Annotated in this window: 25 protein-coding genes and 1 pseudogene; 17 read left to right on the forward strand and 9 right to left on the reverse strand. The window is 70.2% G+C overall.

What is annotated here, in order from left to right:
- Positions 1-7: 7 nt before the first annotated feature.
- The 4 genes from NDR87_RS02430 to NDR87_RS02445 form a co-directional block, all read right to left on the reverse strand.
- Positions 8-802 (reverse strand): RNA polymerase sigma factor SigF, encoded by a 795-nt coding sequence (locus NDR87_RS02430; protein WP_251909002.1) that lies wholly within the window; start codon positions 800-802, stop codon positions 8-10.
- Entirely contained in the window at positions 792-1,223 is a 432-nt protein-coding gene (locus NDR87_RS02435) for an ATP-binding protein (RefSeq protein WP_251909001.1), read from the reverse strand. Before NDR87_RS02435 ends, NDR87_RS02430 begins: the two co-directional genes overlap by 11 nt.
- A gap of 283 nt (positions 1,224-1,506) precedes the next feature.
- Positions 1,507-2,190: a PAS and ANTAR domain-containing protein gene (locus tag NDR87_RS02440; RefSeq protein WP_251909000.1), complete on the reverse strand. Its 684-nt coding sequence runs from the start codon at positions 2,188-2,190 to the stop codon at positions 1,507-1,509.
- 87 nt (positions 2,191-2,277) lie between these two features.
- Complete coding sequence (locus NDR87_RS02445; protein ID WP_251908999.1) at positions 2,278-2,670, reverse strand: STAS domain-containing protein; 393 nt, start codon at positions 2,668-2,670, stop codon at positions 2,278-2,280.
- Positions 2,671-3,044: 374 nt separating this feature from the next.
- On the opposite strand from NDR87_RS02445, the gene NDR87_RS37115 reads away from it, so the two are divergent.
- From NDR87_RS37115 to NDR87_RS02490, 10 genes are all read left to right on the forward strand, one after another.
- Positions 3,045-3,167 (forward strand): hypothetical protein, encoded by a 123-nt coding sequence (locus tag NDR87_RS37115; RefSeq protein ID WP_286012942.1) that lies wholly within the window; start codon positions 3,045-3,047, stop codon positions 3,165-3,167.
- Between the two features lie 10 nt (positions 3,168-3,177).
- A complete protein-coding gene (locus NDR87_RS02450) occupies positions 3,178-3,399 on the forward strand; it encodes a DUF6480 family protein (RefSeq protein ID WP_251909470.1) in 222 nt (73 codons plus the stop codon).
- Between the two features lie 6 nt (positions 3,400-3,405).
- Positions 3,406-5,421: an erythromycin esterase family protein gene (locus NDR87_RS02455; protein ID WP_251908998.1), complete on the forward strand. Its 2,016-nt coding sequence runs from the start codon at positions 3,406-3,408 to the stop codon at positions 5,419-5,421.
- A gap of 31 nt (positions 5,422-5,452) precedes the next feature.
- Entirely contained in the window at positions 5,453-6,292 is an 840-nt protein-coding gene (locus tag NDR87_RS02460) for a hypothetical protein (protein ID WP_251908997.1), read from the forward strand.
- A 126-nt stretch (positions 6,293-6,418) separates the two neighbouring features.
- Complete coding sequence (locus tag NDR87_RS02465) at positions 6,419-7,621, forward strand: glycosyltransferase (RefSeq protein WP_251909468.1); 1,203 nt, start codon at positions 6,419-6,421, stop codon at positions 7,619-7,621.
- Positions 7,622-7,631: 10 nt separating this feature from the next.
- Positions 7,632-8,192, forward strand: coding sequence for an HAD-IIIA family hydrolase (locus NDR87_RS02470; protein ID WP_251908996.1), 561 nt, complete (start codon positions 7,632-7,634; stop codon positions 8,190-8,192).
- Positions 8,189-8,770 carry an SIS domain-containing protein gene (locus NDR87_RS02475; RefSeq protein ID WP_372494064.1) on the forward strand — a complete coding sequence of 194 codons (582 nt, stop codon included), beginning with the start codon at positions 8,189-8,191 and terminating at the stop codon, positions 8,768-8,770. The genes NDR87_RS02470 and NDR87_RS02475 overlap by 4 nt, the downstream gene beginning before the upstream one ends.
- Positions 8,767-9,735, forward strand: a complete 969-nt coding sequence (locus tag NDR87_RS02480; RefSeq protein WP_251908995.1) for a PfkB family carbohydrate kinase — start codon at positions 8,767-8,769, stop codon at positions 9,733-9,735. The genes NDR87_RS02475 and NDR87_RS02480 overlap by 4 nt, the downstream gene beginning before the upstream one ends.
- On the forward strand, positions 9,732-10,427 hold the full coding sequence (locus NDR87_RS02485) for an SDR family oxidoreductase (protein ID WP_251908994.1): 696 nt from the start codon (positions 9,732-9,734) through the stop codon (positions 10,425-10,427). Before NDR87_RS02480 ends, NDR87_RS02485 begins: the two co-directional genes overlap by 4 nt.
- Positions 10,397-11,365, forward strand: coding sequence for a glycosyltransferase family 9 protein (locus NDR87_RS02490; protein WP_251941061.1), 969 nt, complete (start codon positions 10,397-10,399; stop codon positions 11,363-11,365). Before NDR87_RS02485 ends, NDR87_RS02490 begins: the two co-directional genes overlap by 31 nt.
- Positions 11,366-11,400: 35 nt before the next feature.
- Here the strand turns inward: NDR87_RS02490 and NDR87_RS02495 are convergent, their stop codons facing one another.
- From NDR87_RS02495 to NDR87_RS02505, 3 genes are all read right to left on the reverse strand, one after another.
- Entirely contained in the window at positions 11,401-11,652 is a 252-nt protein-coding gene (locus NDR87_RS02495; RefSeq protein ID WP_251909466.1) for a CsbD family protein, read from the reverse strand.
- 103 nt (positions 11,653-11,755) lie between these two features.
- The gene (locus NDR87_RS02500) at positions 11,756-12,277 is read right to left on the reverse strand and encodes a DUF6328 family protein (RefSeq protein WP_251908992.1); all 522 of its coding nucleotides are present in this window, start codon (positions 12,275-12,277) and stop codon (positions 11,756-11,758) included.
- Positions 12,274-12,714, reverse strand: a complete 441-nt coding sequence (locus NDR87_RS02505) for a ChaB family protein (protein ID WP_251908991.1) — start codon at positions 12,712-12,714, stop codon at positions 12,274-12,276. The genes NDR87_RS02500 and NDR87_RS02505 overlap by 4 nt, the downstream gene beginning before the upstream one ends.
- A gap of 107 nt (positions 12,715-12,821) precedes the next feature.
- Here NDR87_RS02505 and NDR87_RS02510 point away from each other — a divergent pair, with 107 nt between their 5' ends.
- From NDR87_RS02510 to NDR87_RS02540, 7 genes and pseudogenes are all read left to right on the forward strand, one after another.
- Complete coding sequence (locus NDR87_RS02510) at positions 12,822-14,339, forward strand: FAD-dependent oxidoreductase (protein WP_251908990.1); 1,518 nt, start codon at positions 12,822-12,824, stop codon at positions 14,337-14,339.
- 28 nt (positions 14,340-14,367) lie between these two features.
- Entirely contained in the window at positions 14,368-15,195 is an 828-nt protein-coding gene (locus NDR87_RS02515) for a BON domain-containing protein (protein ID WP_251908989.1), read from the forward strand.
- A pseudogene (locus NDR87_RS02520) lies at positions 15,179-15,925 on the forward strand (metallophosphoesterase); the annotation flags it as partial. The gene NDR87_RS02515 and the pseudogene NDR87_RS02520, both read left to right, overlap by 17 nt.
- Before the next feature lie 190 nt (positions 15,926-16,115).
- Positions 16,116-17,135: a glycosyltransferase gene (locus NDR87_RS02525; protein WP_251908988.1), complete on the forward strand. Its 1,020-nt coding sequence runs from the start codon at positions 16,116-16,118 to the stop codon at positions 17,133-17,135.
- Complete coding sequence (locus NDR87_RS02530) at positions 17,132-18,217, forward strand: glycosyltransferase family 9 protein (RefSeq protein ID WP_251908987.1); 1,086 nt, start codon at positions 17,132-17,134, stop codon at positions 18,215-18,217. The genes NDR87_RS02525 and NDR87_RS02530 overlap by 4 nt, the downstream gene beginning before the upstream one ends.
- Positions 18,217-18,636, forward strand: a complete 420-nt coding sequence (locus NDR87_RS02535; protein WP_308212033.1) for a hypothetical protein — start codon at positions 18,217-18,219, stop codon at positions 18,634-18,636. Before NDR87_RS02530 ends, NDR87_RS02535 begins: the two co-directional genes overlap by 1 nt.
- Positions 18,637-19,445: 809 nt before the next feature.
- Positions 19,446-19,697, forward strand: coding sequence for a hypothetical protein (locus NDR87_RS02540; RefSeq protein WP_251908986.1), 252 nt, complete (start codon positions 19,446-19,448; stop codon positions 19,695-19,697).
- Between the two features lie 112 nt (positions 19,698-19,809).
- On the opposite strand, the gene NDR87_RS02545 is transcribed toward NDR87_RS02540, so the two are convergent.
- Together NDR87_RS02545 and NDR87_RS02550 are read right to left on the reverse strand one after the other, a co-directional pair.
- Positions 19,810-20,697 (reverse strand): helix-turn-helix transcriptional regulator, encoded by an 888-nt coding sequence (locus NDR87_RS02545; protein WP_251908985.1) that lies wholly within the window; start codon positions 20,695-20,697, stop codon positions 19,810-19,812.
- A gap of 91 nt (positions 20,698-20,788) precedes the next feature.
- Positions 20,789-21,022 carry a DUF397 domain-containing protein gene (locus NDR87_RS02550; RefSeq protein ID WP_251908984.1) on the reverse strand — a complete coding sequence of 78 codons (234 nt, stop codon included), beginning with the start codon at positions 21,020-21,022 and terminating at the stop codon, positions 20,789-20,791.
- Between the last annotated feature and the right edge of the window lie 261 nt (positions 21,023-21,283).

Consider the following 21,283-nt stretch of genomic DNA (forward strand, 5'->3'; position numbering starts at 1 on the left):
CGGCGGCTCAGTCCCGCAGGGCCTCCTCACGCAGCCAGGACAGCGTCTTGGCCAGGATGCGCGAGACGTGCATCTGCGAGATGCCCAGGGCCTCGGCGATCTGGGTCTGGGTCTTGGCCTCGAAGAAGCGCATGATCAGCACATTGCGCTCGCGTTCGGGGAGTTCGGCGATCAGCGGTTTGACGGCCATGAACTCCTCGACGCGGTCGTATTTCGGCTCCGCCTCACCGAGCACCTCGAGCAGCGACAGCGGGGTGTTCTCGCTGTCGTCACCGGTCACCGCGTCCAGCGAGGAGACCTGATACGAATTGCCCGCGATCAGCGCCTGGGTGACCTCGACCAGATCCACGTCCAGTTCCTCGGCGATCTCGCGGGCGCGCGGCATCCGCCCCAGCCGCTGCGCGAGCTGATCGACGGTGCCGCCGATCGACAGCTGAATCTCCTTGGTACGCCGCGGAACTCGCACCGCCCAGGTGTTGTCGCGGAAGTGCCTGCGCACCTCGCCCATGATGGTCGGGACCGCGAACGACAGGAACGACGAGCCCCTGCTCACATCGAAGCGATCGACCGCCTGCACCAGGCCCACCCGCGCGACCTGCAGCAGATCGTCGAAATTCTCGCCGCGACCGGAGAATTTGCGGGCGATGTGGTCGGCCAGCGGCATGCACAGCCCGATCACCTTCTCCCGCACCGCTTCCCGCTGCGGATCGTCCGGCGCCAGCGCCGCCAGTTCCTCGAAGACCGGCTCTATGTTGTCGTAGCTGTCGCCCCCGCGGTGCCGGCGGCCGCGCTCATCCGCCATCGGCTTCTCCCCGCCCCCTGCTGAATTCGACGACCACCGGATACCCGTTGCGGGCGGCATCGAAGGGTGCGGTGTCGGCCGCGATGGTATCGGTGATCGTTTGCAGCACATGCCAGCCGAAGCTGTTCTCGTCGAGCGCGTCCGCGACCGACGCCACGCCCGTGACGCGCACCCGCATCTTGCCGTCGTCGAACCCGAAATCACATTCGACCGAGGAGCCGGGCGTGGCCTCGGCGATCAGGGCCGTGGCAATCTCGTCGAGCGCGACCCGGATATCGGTCACCTCGTCGAGCGCGAAATCGGCGATCAGCGCGACGGTTTCGGCCAGCGCGCGCAGCATGGTGAGCTGCCCCAGATCTGCCGGCACCCGAATGCCGACGGTGGAGGTCTGCGCGGGTGACCTCGAAACCCACTCGCTCATCGACACGTCCCTTTCCTCCTCCCAACCGGCGAATACGGCCGGGGCTCGATCACCCCGGCCGCTTCGCCGTCCATTCGATGTCACGTCCACGGTCCTCCGCAGCTGTCGACCTTAGGCCGCTCGCCCGCACCCGCCGACGTTCGGGTCGGCGCGGCCGCTCCGCGCACGAAAGTCGCGCCCGCGTGCTGCGCGGGCGCGTTCGCGATCGGTGCAGCCACCTCGGGCCTTTCTGTCCGGCGACGTACCAGTGGACGCTTACCCGGGGTGGTCCGATCGAAACTCGTCAATCCGCCGCCGCCCGCTGGTGCACGGTGAGCAGCAGATGGTCGAAGCGAGTGCGCAGTTCCACCGACCAGCCGCCCAGGGCGGTGATCTCGGTCACCAGCTGCTGGGCCAGCGTGCGCAGTTTGGTGTTGGTCTCCTGGGATCGCCAGGTCAGCACCCGGAACGCCTGGTCGGCGGAGATGCCGTAGACCAGCATGAGCGCGCCCTTGGCCTGCTCGATGACCGCCCGCGCCTCGTAGAGCTCGGGCAGCGCGTCGGACAGGGTCTCCTGCCGGTGTTCGGCGAGGGTGTCGGTGACATCGATGTAATAGCCGGTGCTGCCGACCACGGTCTCGTCACCGCCGACCAGATAGTCGCCCACCACGATGACGTGATGCACCTCTCCGGCGGTGTCGATGATGCGGTGACGGCTGCAGAACGGCTCGGCCCGCTCGATCGAGCGCGCGATGGTCGTGGCGACCTGCTCGCGATCGTCGGGATGTTTGTGTTTCAGCAGTAGCTCGGTGGTCGGCTCGACCGTGCCCGGCACGTAGCCGTGCATGGCCGCCACCTCCTCCGACCACTCCCAGCGCTGATCGGCGAACCAGAACCGGAAACTGCCGACGCTCTGCGGCTTTCCGGTTCCGATCACGCGCTCGAGATCACGCGCGTCCTCCGCGGAAAGCTCACTGTCCTGCGCCACCCCACGAGTATCCGCCGCCGACCCGACCCCAGCGAGTGGAACGGTGAGACCGATCCCGGACCGGTCCCACCAGAACCTGTTCAGCAACTAGGCCTCCAGAGCGGCCTGTACCGACGGATAGTAACGAAACAGCGGCCGCAGTCCCGTCACGTCGAGCACCCGTTCGATCTCACGGCGGCCGGAGACCATCCGTAGATCCACCCCGCAGGCCGCCGCGCTCTGCTTGGCGGCGACCAGCGCCTGCGCCGACCCGATACTGAGGAAGCGGGTCGGGCGTAGATCGATGACTACGGCACGGGCGCTGGTGGTCACGGCCTGACCGAGCGCCGCGTGGAAATCATCGGCCACGGTTGCGTCCAGTTCACCCTCGACCCGGACTATCGTGCACAGCCGCCGCTGGCGCACGGGCGCCTCCGGCGGACCGTCGGCCTCGTCGGAATTCGTGTCGATCCGGCGATGCAGAACGGCAATTGCAGACATAACTAGAGCCTCCCTGAAAAGGGGGTGTCCAGCTCCCGCATGGAGATCGATCCGAAACGCCACCGATTACGGGCGTACTACACCGCCGTCACCGGCTACTGCGAACGGTTCCATGCGCGAACCGGGATCGGCTGTAGTCTCAACCTGGCATCCATTCTGTCACGGACGGAAGCAGGTGTCATCGCTTCCACCCGAAACCGCCCGCTCACGGCCCGCGTCCGCCCCGGCCCGAGCGGTTGTTCGCAGTTCGCCGCCGTACTCGAAGTCCTTGTCGCGCTCGGTTGTTCGCCCCCGCGGATCGATCGGCGGGTTCTTCCGATACGTTCCCGCGACATCGGGCGGTAAACCGGGGCCGGGGCGGGTATGCGCCCGGTATGGAACTCCTACTCGTACTCCTGGTGATCCCCGTCGCCGTCGCGGTCGTCGTGCTGCGGCGCAAGCGGCGGGGGCAGCGTCAAGGCGGGGACCCCCTGGTCCCGGGCAACGACGGGCGGTAGTGCCGTGACGATGGATCCCGATCCCGCCCGCACCCCCGACCTCGAGCCCGGCGGCGGCGTCCGGCCGGGATCGACGCCGCCGGATACACCGCAGACCTCCGGCCTGTCGGCGCCGGAACCGCGCACCCGCCATCATTTGCCGCCGAGCGGTGTGCTCGTGATGGGCACGGTGCTGGTGCTGGTGGCGGCGTTTCTGGTGGTGGCGGTGCTGCTGGTGATACAGATGAGGTGAGTGACGATGACCTCGCCCGCGACGGCCCGCCCGCATCTGTTCCGCGACCGCCGCGAGGCCGGAGCCGTGCTCGCCCAACATCTTTCGCATTATCGCGACCGCGCCGATGTGGTGGTGCTCGGGCTGGCCCGCGGTGGCGTCCCGGTCGCCTGGCAGGTGGCCGCGGCCCTGAACGCATCGCTGGACGTGTTCGTCGTACGCAAACTCGGGGCGCCGGACAATCCGGAATTCGCGGTGGGCGCGCTCGCGCCGGGCGATCGCATCGTGATCGACGACGACATCGTGCGCGCCCTGCGCGTCGCCCCCGAACAGCTGGACCGCATCATCGCCCGCGAGGGTCGCGAACTGGCCCGGCGCGAGGCCGCCTACCGCGGCGGCCGGGCAAGCCTGGGCGTGCGCGGGCGAACCGCGATCCTGGTCGACGACGGGCTGGCCACCGGCGCGAGCATGCGGGCCGCGATCGCGGCGCTGCGCGAGCTCGCGCCCGCCCGCATCGTGGCCGCGGTGCCGACGGCCCCGGAGTCGACGTGTGCGGAGCTGGGACAGCTGGTCGAGGAGATGGTGTGCGCGACCACACCGACCCCATATCGCGCCGTCGGCGACTCCTATTGGGATTTCACCCAGGTCACCGACCACGAGGTCGGTCAGCTGCTGGACGCGCCGACCACCGGCCACCGGCCCGGCCCCGATCCGGATCTCGCCGCGCTGCGCAGACTCACCCGGCCCGCGCCGGGCGGTATTCCGACCCCCGAGGCCATCGACGAACTCGTGGGCGAGGCCCGCATCGTGCTGATCGGCGAGAGCACCCACGGCACCCACGAGTTCTACGCGGCCCGCGCGGCGATCACGCAGTATCTGGTGGCAGAACACGATTTCCGCGCCGTGGCCGCCGAGGCCGACTGGCCCGACGCGCAGCGCGTCGACCGGTTCGTGCGCGGGCGCGGGCGCGATGCCCGGGCCGAGGACGCGCTCGGCGATTTCGAGCGCTTCCCGAATTGGATGTGGCGCAACACCGTCGTGCGCGACTTCGTCGGCTGGCTGCGCGCACACAACCGCGCGCACCCGGGCGACGCCGCCGGTTTCTACGGCCTGGACCTGTACAGCATGCAGCGGTCGGTCGCCGAGGTGATCGCCTACCTGGACCGGGTCGATCCGGCCGCGGCCGCCCGCGCCCGGCGGCGCTACGGCTGCTTCGATCAGTTCCCCGACCAGGGCCAATCCTATGGCTACGCCGCGGCATTCGGGGCCGGGGACTCCTGCGAGCGGCAGGTAATCGAGCAGCTGATGGAGTTGCGTGACACCGATTTCCGGCAAGTGGCGGCCGACGAGCCGGGCCTCGACGCCGACGAGGCGCATTTCTACGCCGAACGCAACGCCGCCACGGTGCGCGACGCCGAGGAGTACTACCGCGCCATGTTCGGCGGGCGCACGCTGTCGTGGAACCTGCGCGACACCCATATGGCCGACACCCTGCGCGCACTCGACGAGCATCTGACCCGCCGGCGCGGCCACCCGGCACGAATCGTGGTGTGGGCGCACAACTCCCACGTCGGCGACAGCGCCGCCACCGAACTGGCCGACGACGGTCAGATCACCCTCGGCCACCTGGTGCGCGGCCTCTACCACCACCGGGAGTCCCGGCTGATCGGCATGTCGACCCATGGCGGCACGGTCATCGCGGCCGACGAATGGGGCGGGCCCGCACGGCGTTTCGACGTCCGCCCCGCCCTACCGGGCAGCGTCGACGATCTGCTCACCGATGTCGGGAACGGACCGATCCTGCTGCACTGCGCCAGCACCCAGCCCGCCGCGGTCGCCGCCCTCGACGCGCCGCGCCTGGGCCGCGCGATCGGCGTGATCTACCGGCCCGATACCGAGCGGCACAGCCACTACTACTATGTCCGGCCCGGACAGCAGTTCGACGCGATGATCCACATCCCGCAGACGACCGCGCTGCGTCCGCTCGGACCGCGCGCACAACGTTCCGATACCACTCCGGAAACCTACCCGTCGGGATTGTGACGCGGTTGCTCCGCTTCTCGATAAGGGGTACATGTCGGAGGTGACAGTCGATCGGGCGCAGACGTCGTCGCGGCGGCGCAGCTGGGAACAACTACCGCAGGGCACGCGGGCGGCGGTGGAAACGATGACCGGCCCGATTCTGCGCGCGGAGTCCGTCATCGCCGGATTCTCGAGCCAATTAGCGGCCGTCGTCGATACCGCCGACGGCCGCACTTTTGTCAAGGGCATGCGCACCGACGACCCGGAGGTCTGGACCCAGCAGCGCGAGGCCGCTTTGGGTCCCTACGTCACCCCGATCGGCCCGCGGGTGCGCTGGCAGATCACCACCGATGGCTGGGACCTGCTCGGATTCGACTATATCGCCGGTCATTTCGCCGACTACCGCATCGACTCCGATCTGGTCGCCACCGCCGCGGCCATGACCGCGCTGGGCCGGTTGCGCTGTCCACCGCAGCTGGAATTGAAGGACGCCGAAAAGCGTTGGGGCAACTATCTCTCCGACCCCGCCGACCGGGCACTGCTGACCGGCGACGCGCTGCTGCACACCGATTGGAACTACAGCAACGTCCTCATCGCCGAGGACGGACTGGCCCGCCTGGTGGACTGGCCGTGGGCGACCCGCGGCGCGGCCTGGATCGATCCGGGTTGCTGGATCGTCTGGCTCGTCTTCGCCGGACAGCAGCCCGCCGAGGCCGAGGCCTGGGCGGCGCGAGTCCCGGCCTGGCACACCGCGACCGCGCACGAACTGGGCGTCTTCGCCACCGCGCTGGCGGGCGAATGGGCCGCCACCGCCGATCGCAACCCCAATGTCTGGACCCGTAGCCTGCGCGACGCCGCGCGACAGTGGCAGCAGTACCGACTGGCGCTGTGACGAGTCGAATTCGGGCGGCGCTGCGGCCGTCCTACCTGGTCGAGCCGCCGTAGCGACCGATCTTGCTAGCTCGGGCACTTGTAGCGCGCGGCGTTTCGATAGGAGAAGCACGGGCATGCCGTGCACATGAAGGTTGCCATGATCTCCGAACACGCCAGCCCGCTGGCCGCCCTCGGCGGTGTCGACGCGGGCGGCCAGAATGTGCACGTGGCAGCGCTTTCCGCGGCGCTGGCCCGGCGCGGCCACGAGATCACGGTCTACACCCGCCGCGACGACGCCGACGCGCCGCATCAGGTCGTCACCCCCGACGGGTACCGGGTCGTGCACGTACCCGCCGGACCGCCGCGGCCGCTGCCCAAGGACAAACTGTTGCCGCACATGGGCGAATTCGGCGCCTTCCTGCGGGAACGCTGGTCGGTCGTGCGGCCCGACGTCGCCCACGCCCACTTCTGGATGTCGGGCCTGGCCGCCGAATTGGCCGCACGCGATCTGGAAGTGCCTGTGACACAGACCTTTCACGCGCTGGGCACGGTCAAGCGACGGCACCAGGGCGCGGCCGACACCAGCCCGCCCGCGCGCATCCGCTTCGAGCGCCTGATCGCCACCCGCGCCTCGCGCGTCGTGGCGACCTGTACCGACGAGGTGTTCGAGCTGACCCGCATGGGCGTACCGCGACATCGGATCTCGGTGGTGCCCTGCGGTGTCGACACCGAGGCGTTCGCCCCGGACGGACCCGCCGCGCCGCCCGGCCGCTATCCGCATCGGCTGCTGTCGGTCGGTCGCATGGTGCCGCGCAAGGGATTCGAGATCGCGGTGCGCGCACTGGCCGAACTGCCCGACACCGAGCTGGTGATCGCCGGTGGCACCGCGGCCGAGCGCGAGGAGGCCGACCGGCTGCGCGGCATCGCCGCCGAAGCTCGTGTGTCCCAACGGGTTCGACTGCTCGGACAGGTGCCGCGCAGCGCCATGCCCGAACTGTTCCGATCGGCCGATGCGGTGCTGTGCACACCCTGGTACGAGCCGTTCGGCATGGTGCCGCTGGAGGCCATGGCCTGCCGCAGACCCGTGGTGGCGACGGCGGTCGGCGGCATGATCGACACGGTTGTCGACGGGGTGACCGGCAGGCTCGTGTCCTCGCTGGATCCGCACGCCATCGCCGAGGCCGTGCGGCCGCTGCTGGCCGATGCGACGCTGCGCGAGACCTGGGGCACCGCCGGATTCGCGCGGGCACGCACCCGCTACACCTGGGACCGCGTCGCCACCCAGACCCTGGCCGTGTACCGGCGGGCCGCGCCGCTACTGGCCGGGCAGATCGCCTCGGCGCGCTGAGGAGCCCGGCATGCCCGCGGCACTGTTGTTCGATCGCGACGACACCCTGATCGTGGACGTACCCTATCTGGCCGATCCCGCTCTGGTGCAACCGGTTCCGGGTGCGGCGCGGCTACTGGCCGGAGTGCGTGCGGCCGGGGTGCCGATCGGCGTGGTGAGCAATCAGTCGGGGGTGGCACGCGGCATCGTCTCACCCGAGCGGCTGGCGGCGGTCAACGCCCGGGTGGAGGAGCTGCTCGGCCCTTTCGACACCTGGCAGATCTGCCCGCACGGCCCCGCCGACGGCTGCGCCTGTCGCAAGCCCCGGCCCGGGCTGATCACCGCCGCCGCACGCGGGCTCGGGGTGCGTCCAGAGCGCTGCGTCATGATCGGTGACATCGGCGCGGACGTGCGCGCGGCACAGGCCGCCGGGGCGCGCGCCGTACTGGTCCCGACGCCCAAAACTCGTCCCGAGGAGGTCGCCCACGCCCGCGCCACCGCCCGGGTGGCGCCCGACCTGGCCACCGCGGTGGCCCTCGCACTGGCCGACATCGATCCCGAAGAGGTTGGGAGAAAGGGGGATTCACGGTGAGTACGCGGCACTGCGACATCCTCGACGACAGATTCACCGCGCTCGAGCGGGCATTGCGCCACAATCGACCGGCCATCGCGCGGCTGTGGCGCTGGGGCGACCAGCTGGCCGAGGTCTACCACCGCGGCGGGCGCGTCCTCGCCTGCGGCAACGGCGGCAGCGCCGCGGAGGCGCAGCACCTCACCGCCGAGTTGACCGGCCGGTTCGAGGGCGAGCGCGATCCGTTGCCCGCCTTCCCGCTGCACGCCGACACCTCCACGCTCACCGCCGTCGTCAACGACTACGGCATCGAGGACATGTTCGCCCGGCAGGTGCGCGCCCACGCCCGCCCCGGCGACGTCCTGATCGTGTTGTCCACCAGCGGATCCAGTCCCAATGTGGTCGCCGCCGCCAAGGCCGCCCACGAGACGGGCGCGCTCACCTGGGCTCTCACCGGCCCCGCCCCCAATCCGCTGGCGGCGCTGTGCCACGACGCCATCGCCGTGGACGCCGACCGGGTCGCCACCGTCCAGGAAGTCCACCTCCTGCTGATCCATTCCCTCTGCGCCGCACTGGAATCCGCCCTGGGGCTGCGATGACGGCCGCACTGGTCGTCCTGGGTGACGTCCTGCTCGACATCGATGTTCGTGGCCGCGCCGACCGGCGCAGCCCCGACGCCCCGGTCCCCGTGGTGGAGGTGCACTCCCAGGACTACCGCCCCGGCGGCGCGGGTCTGGCCGCCCTGCTGGCCGCCCGCGATGTCGACGACGTCGTCCTCGTCGGCGGCCTCGGCACCGATTCCGCCGCGCGGCGGCTGCGCGAGCTGCTGGCCGGTCAGGTCCGGCTGGCGGAACTCCCGCTGCACGGAAATACGGTGTGCAAGCAGCGAATTCGAGCCACCGGCCGGTACGTGGGCGGCGATCCGAGTAGCCCGGTCGCCATCACCCGGCTGGACTTCGGCGACGGTCGTCTGAGTGACGAGCCCCTCCCCGGCCTCGTACGCTCGGTGCTGCGCGGCGCGGGGGCCGTGCTGGTCGCCGATTACGGGCGCGGCGCCAGCGCGCATCCCGAGGTGCGCGCGCTGCTCACCGAACTCGCCGGGCGGATTCCGGTCGTGTGGGACCCGCATCCGCGCGGCGCGCCGCCCGTTCCGGGGACGGCGCTGGTGACCCCGAATCAATCCGAGGCGCGCGAATTCACCAGTGACGGCGTGCCTTTCGAATATGCCGCACGCGAGCTCTGCGATCGCTGGGACACCCGGGCCATCGCCATCACCCTCGGCGCCCAGGGCGCGCTGTTCCATCGGCGCGGCGCACCCGAATGCCTGCCGATTCCGATTCCCGAATGGCTGCGCCCCGCGTCCGGCGTCGATACCTGCGGCGCGGGCGACCGGTTCAGCGCCGCCGCCACCGCCGCACTGCACGCCGGGCACGGGCTGGCCTGTGCCGTGCGCAATGCGGTCGACACCGCCGCCGAATTCGTCTGCGCCGGAGCGGCTTCCAGCGTACGCCCGGGGGCGGCTCCTGAATTCGACCGATACATGAGAAAGGCAGATCTGTCATGACCGACGGCACCACCGTGGGCAATATCGTGATCACCGGCGGCGCGTCCGGCCTGGGCGCGGCCGTCGCCCGGGCGGTCGAGAAGGCCGGCGGCACACCACTGGTCATCGACCGGCAGGATCCGGGTGAATTCCCTTGGGAGCAGGCCGATATCGCCGATCCCGACGAGGCCACGCGGGCCGTGCACGCGCTCACCGAGCGGGTGGGCGGCGAACTGCACGGCGTCTTCACCGCCGCCGGCACCGATCGCTGCGGCCGCTTCGAGGACGTCCCGGCCGCGGAGTGGGAACGGGTCGTGCGGGTCAATCTGTTCGGCACCGCCGCCGTCGTGCGCGCCGCGCTTCCGGCGCTGCGCCGCACCCGCGGCCGCGTGGTGACCGTCGCCTCCACGCTCGGGCTGCGGGCACTGCCCGACGCGACCGCCTACTGCGCCTCGAAATTCGGCGTGGTCGGATTCACCCGGGCGCTGGCCGCCGAGACCGCGGGCGAGATCGGGGTGACCCTGCTCGTCCCCGGCGGCATGCACACCGCCTTCTTCGACGACCGCCCCGCGCAATACCGGCCCGCGCCCGACGCGCGGCTGAACCGGCCCGAGGACGTCGCGGCCACGGTCGTATTCGCCCTCACCCAACCCGCGGGCTGCGAGATTCGGGAGCTGGTGGTGTGCCCGTCCACCGAGACCTCGTGGCCGTGACCCTGGCGCTGCGCGCGCTGGGACTGGGCGATCTGCTCACCGCGGTCCCGGCCCTGCGTGCGCTGCGGGCCGCCCGTCCCGGGCACCGGCTGGTGCTGGCCGCGCCGGAATGGCTGCGCCCGATCGTCGAATTGTCCGGGGCGGCGGACGAACTGCACCCCACCCCCGGCCTGGGCGCCCTGCGCTGGGACCGGCCCCCGCCCGACCTGGCGGTGAATCTGCACGGCCGCGGTCCCGAGAGCATTGCCGACCTGCTCGCCCCGCGTCCGCGGCACCTGCTCACCCATCGCCATCCCGCCCATCCCGAACTGCCCGGACCGGACTGGCCCACCGGCGCGCACGAGGTGGCCCGCTGGTGCCGGCTGCTGGAGTGGGTCGGAATACCCACCACCGCAAGCGATCTCGATATCCCTCACCCCGCGGAGACCCAATACGGCGACCACGTGATAGTGCATCCCGGCGCGAGCACGGGCGCCTGCCGCTGGCCCGCCGAACGCTTTGCCACCGTCGCGGCCCGGCTGCGCCGCGACGGCCACCGCGTGCTGATCACCGGCAGCGCAACCGAACTCGACCTGGCCCGGCACGTCGCCGAGTACGCCGGATTGCCGCCGTGGTCGATCACCGCGGGCCGATACTCGCTGCGCGAGCTGGCCGCCGCGGTCGCCGGGGCGGCCCTGGTGGTGTGCGGCGACACCGGAGTCGGCCATCTGGCAACGGCTTTGGGCACGCCGTCGGTCCTCGTATTCGGTCCCACTCCCCCGTCCCGATGGGGTCCGCCGCCGGATCGCCCCCGCCATCGCGCGCTGTGGGCCGGGCGGATCGGCGACCCCCTGGCCGACACCGTGGATCCGGGCCTGCTGCTGATCACGCCGGATCGGGTGCTCGCCGCCATCGAGGCGATCGATGCGCTGGCAGCGAAAGAGCGGCTGCCCGGCTGAAGGTGCCGGGCAGCCGCTCCTTTCGAGTTGTCGGATCAGCTGTTGCCGCGCTCGTAAGCCTGCTGACGCTTCTCCTGGGCCGCGGCCTCGGCGCGTTCCTTCTCGGCCTGGGCTTCCCTCTTGGCGGCCTCCTGCTGCGAGTCGGCCTTGTCCTGCTGGGCTCGGCCTTCGTCTTTCAGGTTCTCGTTGCCGAAGACGGTCCCGGCGGCCTCCTTGGCCTTACCCTTCACATCCTCGACCGCGCCTTCGAAACCCTCGCGGACGCCGCCCTTGTCGTGCTCGGACAAGACATTCACCTCCAGAATGTCGGTATCACGGACGTTCTGGAGCTACCCGCGCGTAGGTCGAGGAAACGCGCTGCCCAGCAACGTGATCCAGGCCACCGTCGACTCACTCCACCGACACCCGCGTCCCGCGCCGCTGCAGCCACGGATGCACCACCCACACCAGCACGAACACCATCGCGCAGACGATTCCGGCCGCCACGGCCGCTCCCGTCCCGGCGACCACGTCGAAGATCAGCACCGCCACCCCTGTCAGGGCCGCGCCGAGCAGCGCCATTCCCACCATGGCGTACACGTGCGCCGTCGCCACCACCCGCGCGAGCTGATGGCGGCGAAACAGGATGCGGTGCGCCGACACCGGGCCCACCAGGAACACCGTCGCCCCGATCGAGGCAGCGACCGTGCCCAGATACACCCACCGCATCCACGAGGTGACCACCGCGGCGAAGCGCGCCTGGAACGGCAGCGTCAGCAGGAACCCGGTCAGCAGTTGCACCCCGGTCTGCACCACCCGGGTCTCCTGGATCAGCGAGGCCCAATTCCGGTCCAGCCGCTGGGTTTCGGTTTCGTGGCGGGTCTCCCAGTTCCAGATCCGATCACCGGTCGGCGGATCGGCGGTCTCGCTCACTTGCCCGGTGTCGGCCGGCGCCGACCGCGGGAGCGGGCCCGGCGGTTGTATTTCTTGATCGCGTCCACCAACTGAGCCTTGGTCATCTTCCAGCGGCCGGAGATCTCGAGGCGCTTGGCGATGTCGAGCAGATGCTGTTTGGACGCGTTGGCGTCCACGCCCTCGGCGGTCGCACCCCGGGCGTTCGGGCCGCCGTGCTCGGCGCGTTCATCGGAGGGCCCGCGCTTGCGCTTGGCCTCCCAGTGGTCGCCGACCTTCTCGTAGCTGTGCTTGAGCGCGGCATAGGCCACCCGGTGCGCGCGCTGCTCGCTGCCGTACTCCGCCAGCGCCGCATCGTGCGCCTCGGCGAAGATCCGCTGCGCGTGCTTCTCGGACTTGCGCAGGGTGCTGGGCAGCTCCGACTGCTTCGGAGCACCCCGCTTGTCGGTCTTGGGCATCGCAGACACCTTTCGTCTCGGCTGCTCCTGTGCTATGTGCGTACCCCGCGACGGCGCGGTCAATCGGCGGCGCGTTTCCGTCCGGGCAAGCCGGGCAACCCGGGCACATGACTTCGATCTGGCTGAACACCCACCGTCCCCCGGCCCACCCGCCGCTCACCCCCGGTCGGCGCTTCGATGTCGTGGTCGTCGGCGGCGGCCTCACCGGCCTGGTCACCGCCCTGTTGCTGGCCGAGCAGGGCGTGGCGGCGGCCGTGGTCGAGGCCCGTCGGCTGGGCTCGGTCACCACCGGCAATACGACCGGCAAGGTGAGCCTGCTGCAGGGCACCCGGGCCTCCGCGATCGCCCACCGTCACTCCGAGCGGGTGCTGCGCGAATACACCGACGCCAACCGCGCGGGCCAGCACTGGTTGGTCGCCTATTGCGCCGAACACGAGATTCCCGTCCAGCGCGAGGCCGCCTACACCTACGCCCAGACCGAATCCGGTCTGAGCGCGGTGCGCGCCGAACTGGCGGCCACCCGCAAGGCCGGGCTCGAGACCGAATTCGTCACCGATCTGGACGTGCCGTTCCCGCAGTACGGCGCGGTCCGGCTGGAGAATCAGGTGCAGCTCGACGCCATCGATGTGATCGATGCGCTGGCCGCCGACCTGGACGCGCGCGGGGTCCCGATCTTCGAGGGCACCCGGGTGCAGAGCATGCACAGCCGCGACGGTGACGACCACGTGCTGCGCACCGAACACGGCGAGGTCGCCGCGCGCACGGTCGTCCTGGCAACGGGCACACCGATTCTCGACCGGGGCGGCTTCTTCGCCCGGCTCAACCCGCAGCGCTCCTACGCGGCCGCGTTCGCGGTCCAGCGACCCCCGCGCGGGATGTATCTCAGCGCCGACTCCCCGGTGCGCTCGCTGCGCTACTGCCCCTCCGAGCACGGCGATCTGCTGCTGGTGGGCGGCAGCGGGCACGGGGTGGGCCGCACGAACGACGCCCACGCGCACGCCGACGACGTGGTCGCGTGGACCCAGCGCTGGTTCCCCGACGCCGAACCGGTGTACCGCTGGTCGGCCCAGGACTACCGGCCCAGCGGCGAGCTGCCCTATGCCGGGCCGATTCTGCCGGGCCACGATCGCATCCTGGTCGCCACCGGCTATGCCAAATGGGGGCTGGCCAACGCGGTCGCCGCGGCGCACACCCTGGTCGGGCGCATCGTCGGCAAACCCTCGCCCTGGCAGTCGGTCTTCGACACCTGGAATCCGCGGGAGCTGGCCGCGTTGCCGACCGCGGTGCGTGACAACGGCGAAGTGGCACTGCGGTTTTCGAAGGGCTGGCTGTCGGCGCTGGCGGCCCCGATCGCCCGCCGCGTCACCGGCGCGCAGGCCGATACCGCGCCCGCGGAGGGCTCGGGCCGGTTGGAGCGCCGCGGCCTGCGGCCGTGCGCGGTCAGCACCGTGGACGGGCAGACCCGGCGGCTGTCGGCCGTATGCCCGCATCTGGGCGGCATCGTCGCGTGGAACGATGCCGAAAGTTCCTGGGACTGCCCGCTGCACGGCTCCCGATTCGCCCCCGACGGCACCGTGCTGGAGGGCCCGGCCACGACGGCACTGGCGCCCGCCGCAGGCGATTAACCGCCGCGCACCGGGGTAGATCCAAGCCATGCCCACGCCGATCGACCAGCTGTTGCAAACTCTCACGCGCGTGGTGAACACCCTGTTGGACGCGGAGGTCCCCTTCGCGGTGGCGGGCGGCTGGGCGGTCTTCGCACGCGGCGGACCCGCCTCGGAACACGATGTGGACGTCTTCGTCAAACCCGTCGACGTCGACCGGGCGCGACAGGCGCTGTCGGCGGCGGGGCTGCGGCTGGTGGATCCGGCCGAGGACTGGCTCACCAAGGCCTACGACGGTGACACGCTGGTGGACATCATCTTTCGGCCCAACTACCGCACCGTCAGCGACGAAATGCTCGCGCGCGCCACGTGGATGCGGATCGGGCCGACCGCGGCGCCCGTGGTCAGCTGCACCGATCTGATGGTGGACAAGCTCATGGTGCTCGACCCGCACCGGCTGGACTTCACCAAACTGCTGCATATCGCGCGCGGGCTGCGTGAACAGGTGGACTGGCCCCGGGTGCGCGAGGAGACCTGCATGTCCCCGTACGCCCGCGCCTTTCTGAGCCTGCTCGACGATCTGGGCATCACCGACAAGGGAGGCACCGTGATGGACGATCCGGGCGGCGACGTGCTGCCGCAGTATCTGGTGGCGAATCTGCGCCGCGCCTTCGCCGAGGATCCGCGCACCGCGGAACTCGGTGTGCACGTGACGATTCGGGGTGATGTGGTGGTGCTCGACGGCGAGGTGAGCACCGAGCAGCGCCGCCGGCAGCTCGAGGACGTCGTGCGCGAACACGCCCCGAAACTGCGGGTGCACAACGATGTTCGCGTCTCCAATGCGACCGCACCCACCGATCATGAACACCTCGGCTGACGGCGCGGGCCCGTGCGTGCGGGTCGCCGCGGTGGGTGATGTGCATCTGGGCCAGGATTCGGCGGGGACCCTGCGGCCCGCGCTGGCGGAGCTGCCCGACTGCGCCGACGTGCTGCTGCTGGCCGGCGATCTCACCCGGCACGGCACGGTGGACGAGGCACGCGTGGTGGCAACCGAATTCGCGGAGCTGGGCGTGCCGGTGATCGCGGTGCTGGGCAATCACGATCATCACAGCGATGCCCAGGACGAGATCGCCGCACTGCTGAGCGACCACGGCATCACGGTGCTCGAGGGCGAGGCGACCACCGTCACCGCGGGCGGGCACACCCTCGGGGTGGCGGGCACCAAGGGGTTCGGCGGTGGCTTCGCGGGCAAGTGCGCGAGCGCGTTCGGTGAGCGCATCATGCGCGAATTCGCCTCGCACACCGTGGATCTCGCCGATGGCCTGCGCACGTCGCTGGCCGGGCTGGATGTCGACGTGCGGGTGGCGCTCACCCATTACTCCCCCGTCAGCGACACCCTGCACGGCGAGCCGCGCGAGATCTATCCGTTCCTGGGCTCCTATCTGCTGGGCGAGGCGATCGACTGCTGCGGTGTGCAATTGGCGGTGCACGGGCACGCGCACGCGGGCACCGAGCGGGGCACCACACCCGGCGGCATCCGGGTGCGCAATGTCGCCCAACCGGTCATCCGGGCGGCGTTCGCGGTGTACGAATTGGCCGTCCCGGCGAAAAGCGTGCCGGGAGAAGGAGAGACGGACGGCGTGCCGGGAGAAGGAGAGACGGACGGCGCGCCGGGAGAAGGAGGCGGTCGCGGCTTGGGAGAAGGGAGCGGTCGCGGGCCGGGAGCAGAGAGCGAGCCCATGGAGCACGCCGGTCACGGGTGAGTTTCACCCCAGGCGCACCGGGCACTCGCGCAACATGAGCGTTCCCCCAACCGATCCGCAGTCCCGCACGCTCAATGTCCTGCTGTGGCATGTGCACGGCTCCTGGACCACCTCGTTCGTGCAGGGCAGGCACAACTATCTGCTGCCGACCGATCCGGCGCTCGGCGAGTGGGCGCGCGGCCGCTGCGGTCGGCCGTGGCCGGATCGCGTGGTGGAGGTCGCGCCCGCCGCGCTGCGCGACGCCGAGATCGATGTGGTGCTGCTGCAGCGCCCGCGCGAACTCGAGCTGGTCCGCGAATGGCTGGGCCGCGTCCCGGGCAGCGAGCTGCCCGCGCTGTACGTCGAGCACAACACCCCGCGCGAGCATGCGGCCACCACCCGGCATCCGCTGGCCGACCACACCGATATCCCGCTGGTGCACGTCACCAACTTCAATCGCCTGATGTGGGACAACGGCCGCTGCCCGACCCGGGTGATTCCGCACGGCGTCATCGATCCGGGCTACCTCTACACCGGCGAGATGCCGCGCGCGGCAACGACGATCAACGAACCGGTCCGCCGCTGGCGCGTCACCGGCACCGATCTGCTGGCGGACCTGTCCGACGCCGCCCCGATCGACGTCTACGGCATCGGCACCGACACTTTGCACACCGTACTGAACCGCACCCCCGACCGCATCAGCGGCTGCGGCGATCTCACCCAGGCCACCCTGCACCGCGAACTCGGCCGCCACCGCGTCTTCCTGCACACCCCGCGCTGGACCTCGCTGGGCATGTCGGTCATCGAGGCCATGTACCTGGGCATGCCCGTCGTGGCGGTCGGCACCACCGAGGCCTCGGCCTCGGTGCCCGCCGAGGCCGGGGTGGTCTCCACCGATCCCGATATCCTCGCCGAGGCCGTCCGCCAGTTCATCGCCGAACCGGTGTTCGCCGAACTCACCGGCAAATCCGCCCGGCACTGGGCCCAGGCCAATTTCGGCATCGCCCCCTTCGTCCGCCGCTGGGACCGCCTGCTCACCGAACAGGCCGCCACCGCCCGCCGGGCCACGGTATGACCGACCGCCCGTCCCCCACCGCGCCCGCGCCGTCCGGTCGCGGGCATGTCCTGGTGGCCCGGCTCGACAGTGCGGGCGACGTGTTGCTGACCGGACCCGCCGTGCGCGCCGTTGCGGCCCGCGCGGACACCGTGACGTTCCTGGCCGGACCGCGCGGGCGCGCCGCCGCGGAGTTGCTGCCGGGCGTGGACCGGGTCGTCGAATTCCATGCCGCCTGGGTGGATTTCGTGCCGCCGCGCTCGATCCAGGACAGCGTGCGCGGGTTGCTGGAGTCGCTGCGCGACAAGCTGCCCGACGAGGCGATCGTGTTCACCTCGTTCCATCAGTCGCCGCTGCCGCTGGCGTTGCTGCTGCGACTGGCCGGGGTGGCGCGGATCAGCGCGATCAGTGTGGACTATCCGGGTTCGCTGCTGGACGTGCGGCACGGGGTCGACGACGACATCCCGGAAACCGAACGGGCGCTGTCACTTTCGTCCGCCGCCGGATATCCACCGGTTGGGCGCCGGCTGGCGGTGCGTGCGGACCTGCTGCCCGAGGTCGATGAACTCACCGGCGGCACCGGGTATCTGGTCGTCCATCCCGGCGCGGCCGTCCCGGCCCGGTGCATGTCGCCGCGGCGCAGCCGCGCCCTGGTCGCGGCGCTGGCCGCGGCCGGGCACCGGGTGGTGGTGACCGGCGGGCCCGACGAACGCGAACTGACCGCCGCCGTGGCGGATTCGCACGCGCTCGACCTGGGCGGGCGCACCGATACCGCCACCCTGGCCGCGGTGCTGCGCGACGCGTCGGTCGTCGTCGCGCCCAACACCGGCCCGGCCCATCTGGCCGCGGCGGTCGGCACCCCGGTGGTCTCGCTGTTCGCACCGGTCGTGCCCGCGTGCCGCTGGGCGCCCTACGGCGTGCCGATGATCCTGCTCGGCGACCAGCACGCCGCCTGCGCGGGCACCCGCGCCCGCACCTGCCCGATCCCGGGGCACCCATGCTTGGACGGCATCACCGACGACGCGGTCGTCCAGGCGGTTTCGCGGCTGATACGCCGCGCTGCCGAACTCCGCGCACGTCCAGATCCGAAGGAGGGCCGCTGATGGCCACCCCCAACGAACCGGCCGGTTTTCGCGGCACCGATCCCGGCGCCACCGCGCCGCGCGCCGGGTACGAACCCCACCCACCCGCCGAGACCCAGCGGATGGCCCCGATGACCCCCGCCTCCTTCCCGGAGCGCTCGGGCGACTACCGCCCGGATGCCGGGCGCACCTTCCGCTCCCGGGCGGGCGAATCGGTCGCCGACGCCCGCAACTGGCCGGGCCTGTCGCTACTCGCGATCGGTGTGGTCGCCCTGGCCGCCACGCTCGCGGCGGCGGGGTACGGCTTCCCCGGCTGGACCCTGGTCGGGGCGATCGTGGCGGTCGTCTGCCTGGTCGGTGGCGTCGTTCTGGTTGTCGCCGAGCACCGCCGGGTCAAGTCCCGCACCGAGGACCGATTACGCGACCCTGGCGGCCACTGAGCGCCGTCGGCCCGGCCGAACGCTACCCGGACCTACCCCGGCCGCTCGTGGGCGCGTGGCGGTCGCCTAGGCCATGCCTCGGCGCGTGACCGTCCGGATGTCCTCCCGGGGCCGCCGCGCTCGCTCCACCCAGGAACACCGCACCGCCCGCGGGCTCGAATCGAGCGGTTGTTGCGGCGGATCCCGATGGTCAGGGTGGCGCTGGCCGGACGGGTGCGCCACCACGGCCCGGGCGGGGCGAGCCAGCGGGTCTCGCGAAGCGGATGGTGGCCGGTTCCCAGCGGCGGACAGGGCGGACAGATATGCGTCCGGTGGATCGCCGCGGCTCGGCACTCGTCGCGATCTCGGCGAACCGGCAGGCCGGTACTTCCGATCGTGTTGCGCCGGAACCGGATCGATGCTGGTCACGGCCCGCAGCGGAATATCCGCCCACCGGGGCGGAAGATGCCGCGAATGTGCCGACACGCCGTGTCGGCCACACCCCAGATACCACGAAGACGAACAGCGCGTAACGGTCCGCAAATATCTGGAACAAGATTCGAAACTCCCCGCGCACCCAGACAACCACGACGCCGATCCCGGGAGTGGTCCGCAGGAGTACCACGAAAATCGAATAGCAACCGCTCAGCAGCCCAAATCCACACTGCGACTGCATATTAGAAGTTGCAGATGTACTTGCATCTGCTCCTTGCACCGACCTAGACTCATCCTGTCAAGGCAGTACAGGGGACTACCAGGGAGCCGCAGGGTTGACCCGGGGCCATATTTCGCCATCGGTTAGCTCTCGGCCTGGCGTCAGGGGCGTTCGCATGAACCAGCCAATGGACCTCGGCCGGCTCGGAATTATGGACAGAAACCGGACCGAGCAGCACATTTATTCGCGGGAAACCGCAACACGTTTCGTGATCGACGCGGTCGAGTCCACCGGCGCGGCCACACGCGACGATTTCGATATAGACCGAATCGTCACCACCGCACACGCGATGGTGAACGATTGGGATTTTCATTCGATGCAACCGGATGCCTTCTGGCGCATCGCTTCCAGCTGTATCCGGCAGTAAACCCGGCAGTACCAGCGGTCACCCACGGTTCGAGCGGCCGTCGGCCACAAGCCGACGGCCGCTCGAGTCGTCTGCGTGGCTCATCGGGCGACGTATTGCGGAGTGGGGCGAATTACAGCGAGTCCGCGACCTTTTCCATAACCTTCCGCGAGCGATCCGGCGCCTCGGCCTGCACGCTGAGCCGGTCCATGACCTGGCGGTACAGTTCCAGATCCTGCTGGCGATCCAGATACAGCGCACTGGTCAACTGCTCGATATACACGATATCGGGCAATTCCGGCTCGGCAAATCGAAGCATGGTGAAGGAACTGCCCGCCGCCGCATGTCCGCCCGCCGCATAGGGCAGCACCTGAATGGTGACATTCGGCCTGCTCGCCATGTCCAACAGATGCCGAATCTGCGCGCGCAACACCTCGCGGCCCCCGATCGGCCGGTGCAGTACGGCCTCGTCGATGACCGCCCACAACGTCGGACCGCCGCGCCGGTCCAGGATTTCCTGGCGCTTTCTGCGCAGTTCGACCCGCCGCGCCGTCTCGGAGTTCTCATGGCCGAGGGCCACCACGGCGCGGGCGTAGTCGTCGGTCTGCAACAGCCCCGGGACCAATTGCCCCTCGAAGCTGCGAATCGCCTTGGCGGCGTGTTCGAGACCGAGATAGGTCTCGAACCAGGGTGGCAGCAGATCACTGTAGCGATGCCACCACCCGGGCTGGTTCGCCTTGCGAACGAGATCCAGGAACATCTCGCGCTGTTCGGGATCGTGGACGCCGTAGAGCGTCAGAAGATCCCGAATGTCGCGTTCCTTGAAGCCGGTCCGACCCAACTCGAGCCGACTGATCTTCGCGTGCGAGCCGCGGATGTACTCACCCGCGGCCTCACGCGTGATTTTGGCTTCTTCCCGGAGTTTGCGGAGCTGACCACCGACCGCGATCCGAAGCGCGGTCGGACCGCGATCGGCGACAAGCGATTCCACACGGCCGATCCGGACGGGCTCTGCGATCATGAGGTCAACTCCGATGCTCGACGATCACCGGCAGTGCAGGTCGCAACCGCCTCGTCGCGTACCACACCGCGCCGAAAGCCAATGCTACCGCTCACACGGCCAGATCGTCGAACTCCCCACCCTTCGCGCCGCGCAGGAATGCGTCGATCTCCGGACGGGTGTACACGAGGACCGCCCCCTCCGGATCACGCGAATTGCGCATCGCGACCAGTCCGTTGGGCATATCGGCCAATTCGACACAATTTCCGCTGGGGTTGCTGAACGTGCTCTTGCGCCACGCCAGGCCAGACGGCTGTTCGGAACCCATGGCTGTCATATCGGTCATTGCTGTCTCCTGCTCATGGAGGCCCGGCGCTTGCGGCGGAGGGCCAGTGCTTGCATCTGTTCGCGCAACTGTTCTTGCATTTGAAACCGACAATGCAAACGATAGCACGCGGGTTGCGGGAGATCGACCCCTTCGGACCACCGGAACCATCTGCGCGACAACGGCTTTAATCTTGATCTGTCATGTTCGCGGGTTGCCCTGAGGATTCCGTGAAGACCGGCCGACCAGTCGGTAATTTTTCGATACCAGTACGCATCGAAG

This window comes from Nocardia sp. CDC159 (assembly GCF_023740735.1).
GTDB classification, from domain to species: domain Bacteria; phylum Actinomycetota; class Actinomycetes; order Mycobacteriales; family Mycobacteriaceae; genus Nocardia; species Nocardia pulmonis.

Bases quoted from the DNA above. Each gene is read 5' to 3' on its own strand.
- NDR87_RS02430 (WP_251909002.1), bottom strand. From the start codon at position 802: ATGGCGGATGAGCGCGGCCGCCGGCACCGCGGGGGCGACAGCTACGAC.
- NDR87_RS02435 (WP_251909001.1), bottom strand. From the start codon at position 1,223: ATGAGCGAGTGGGTTTCGAGGTCACCCGCGCAGACCTCCACCGTCGGC.
- NDR87_RS02445 (WP_251908999.1), bottom strand. From the start codon at position 2,670: ATGTCTGCAATTGCCGTTCTGCATCGCCGGATCGACACGAATTCCGAC.
- NDR87_RS37115 (WP_286012942.1), top strand. From the start codon at position 3,045: ATGGAACTCCTACTCGTACTCCTGGTGATCCCCGTCGCCGTCGCGGTC.
- NDR87_RS02450 (WP_251909470.1), top strand. From the start codon at position 3,178: ATGGATCCCGATCCCGCCCGCACCCCCGACCTCGAGCCCGGCGGCGGC.
- NDR87_RS02455 (WP_251908998.1), top strand. From the start codon at position 3,406: ATGACCTCGCCCGCGACGGCCCGCCCGCATCTGTTCCGCGACCGCCGC.
- NDR87_RS02460 (WP_251908997.1), top strand. From the start codon at position 5,453: ATGTCGGAGGTGACAGTCGATCGGGCGCAGACGTCGTCGCGGCGGCGC.
- NDR87_RS02465 (WP_251909468.1), top strand. From the start codon at position 6,419: ATGAAGGTTGCCATGATCTCCGAACACGCCAGCCCGCTGGCCGCCCTC.
- NDR87_RS02470 (WP_251908996.1), top strand. From the start codon at position 7,632: ATGCCCGCGGCACTGTTGTTCGATCGCGACGACACCCTGATCGTGGAC.
- NDR87_RS02480 (WP_251908995.1), top strand. From the start codon at position 8,767: ATGACGGCCGCACTGGTCGTCCTGGGTGACGTCCTGCTCGACATCGAT.
- NDR87_RS02485 (WP_251908994.1), top strand. From the start codon at position 9,732: ATGACCGACGGCACCACCGTGGGCAATATCGTGATCACCGGCGGCGCG.
- NDR87_RS02505 (WP_251908991.1), bottom strand. From the start codon at position 12,714: ATGCCCAAGACCGACAAGCGGGGTGCTCCGAAGCAGTCGGAGCTGCCC.
- NDR87_RS02510 (WP_251908990.1), top strand. From the start codon at position 12,822: ATGACTTCGATCTGGCTGAACACCCACCGTCCCCCGGCCCACCCGCCG.
- NDR87_RS02515 (WP_251908989.1), top strand. From the start codon at position 14,368: ATGCCCACGCCGATCGACCAGCTGTTGCAAACTCTCACGCGCGTGGTG.
- NDR87_RS02525 (WP_251908988.1), top strand. From the start codon at position 16,116: ATGAGCGTTCCCCCAACCGATCCGCAGTCCCGCACGCTCAATGTCCTG.
- NDR87_RS02530 (WP_251908987.1), top strand. From the start codon at position 17,132: ATGACCGACCGCCCGTCCCCCACCGCGCCCGCGCCGTCCGGTCGCGGG.
- NDR87_RS02535 (WP_308212033.1), top strand. From the start codon at position 18,217: ATGGCCACCCCCAACGAACCGGCCGGTTTTCGCGGCACCGATCCCGGC.
- NDR87_RS02540 (WP_251908986.1), top strand. From the start codon at position 19,446: ATGAACCAGCCAATGGACCTCGGCCGGCTCGGAATTATGGACAGAAAC.
- NDR87_RS02545 (WP_251908985.1), bottom strand. From the start codon at position 20,697: ATGATCGCAGAGCCCGTCCGGATCGGCCGTGTGGAATCGCTTGTCGCC.
- NDR87_RS02550 (WP_251908984.1), bottom strand. From the start codon at position 21,022: ATGACCGATATGACAGCCATGGGTTCCGAACAGCCGTCTGGCCTGGCG.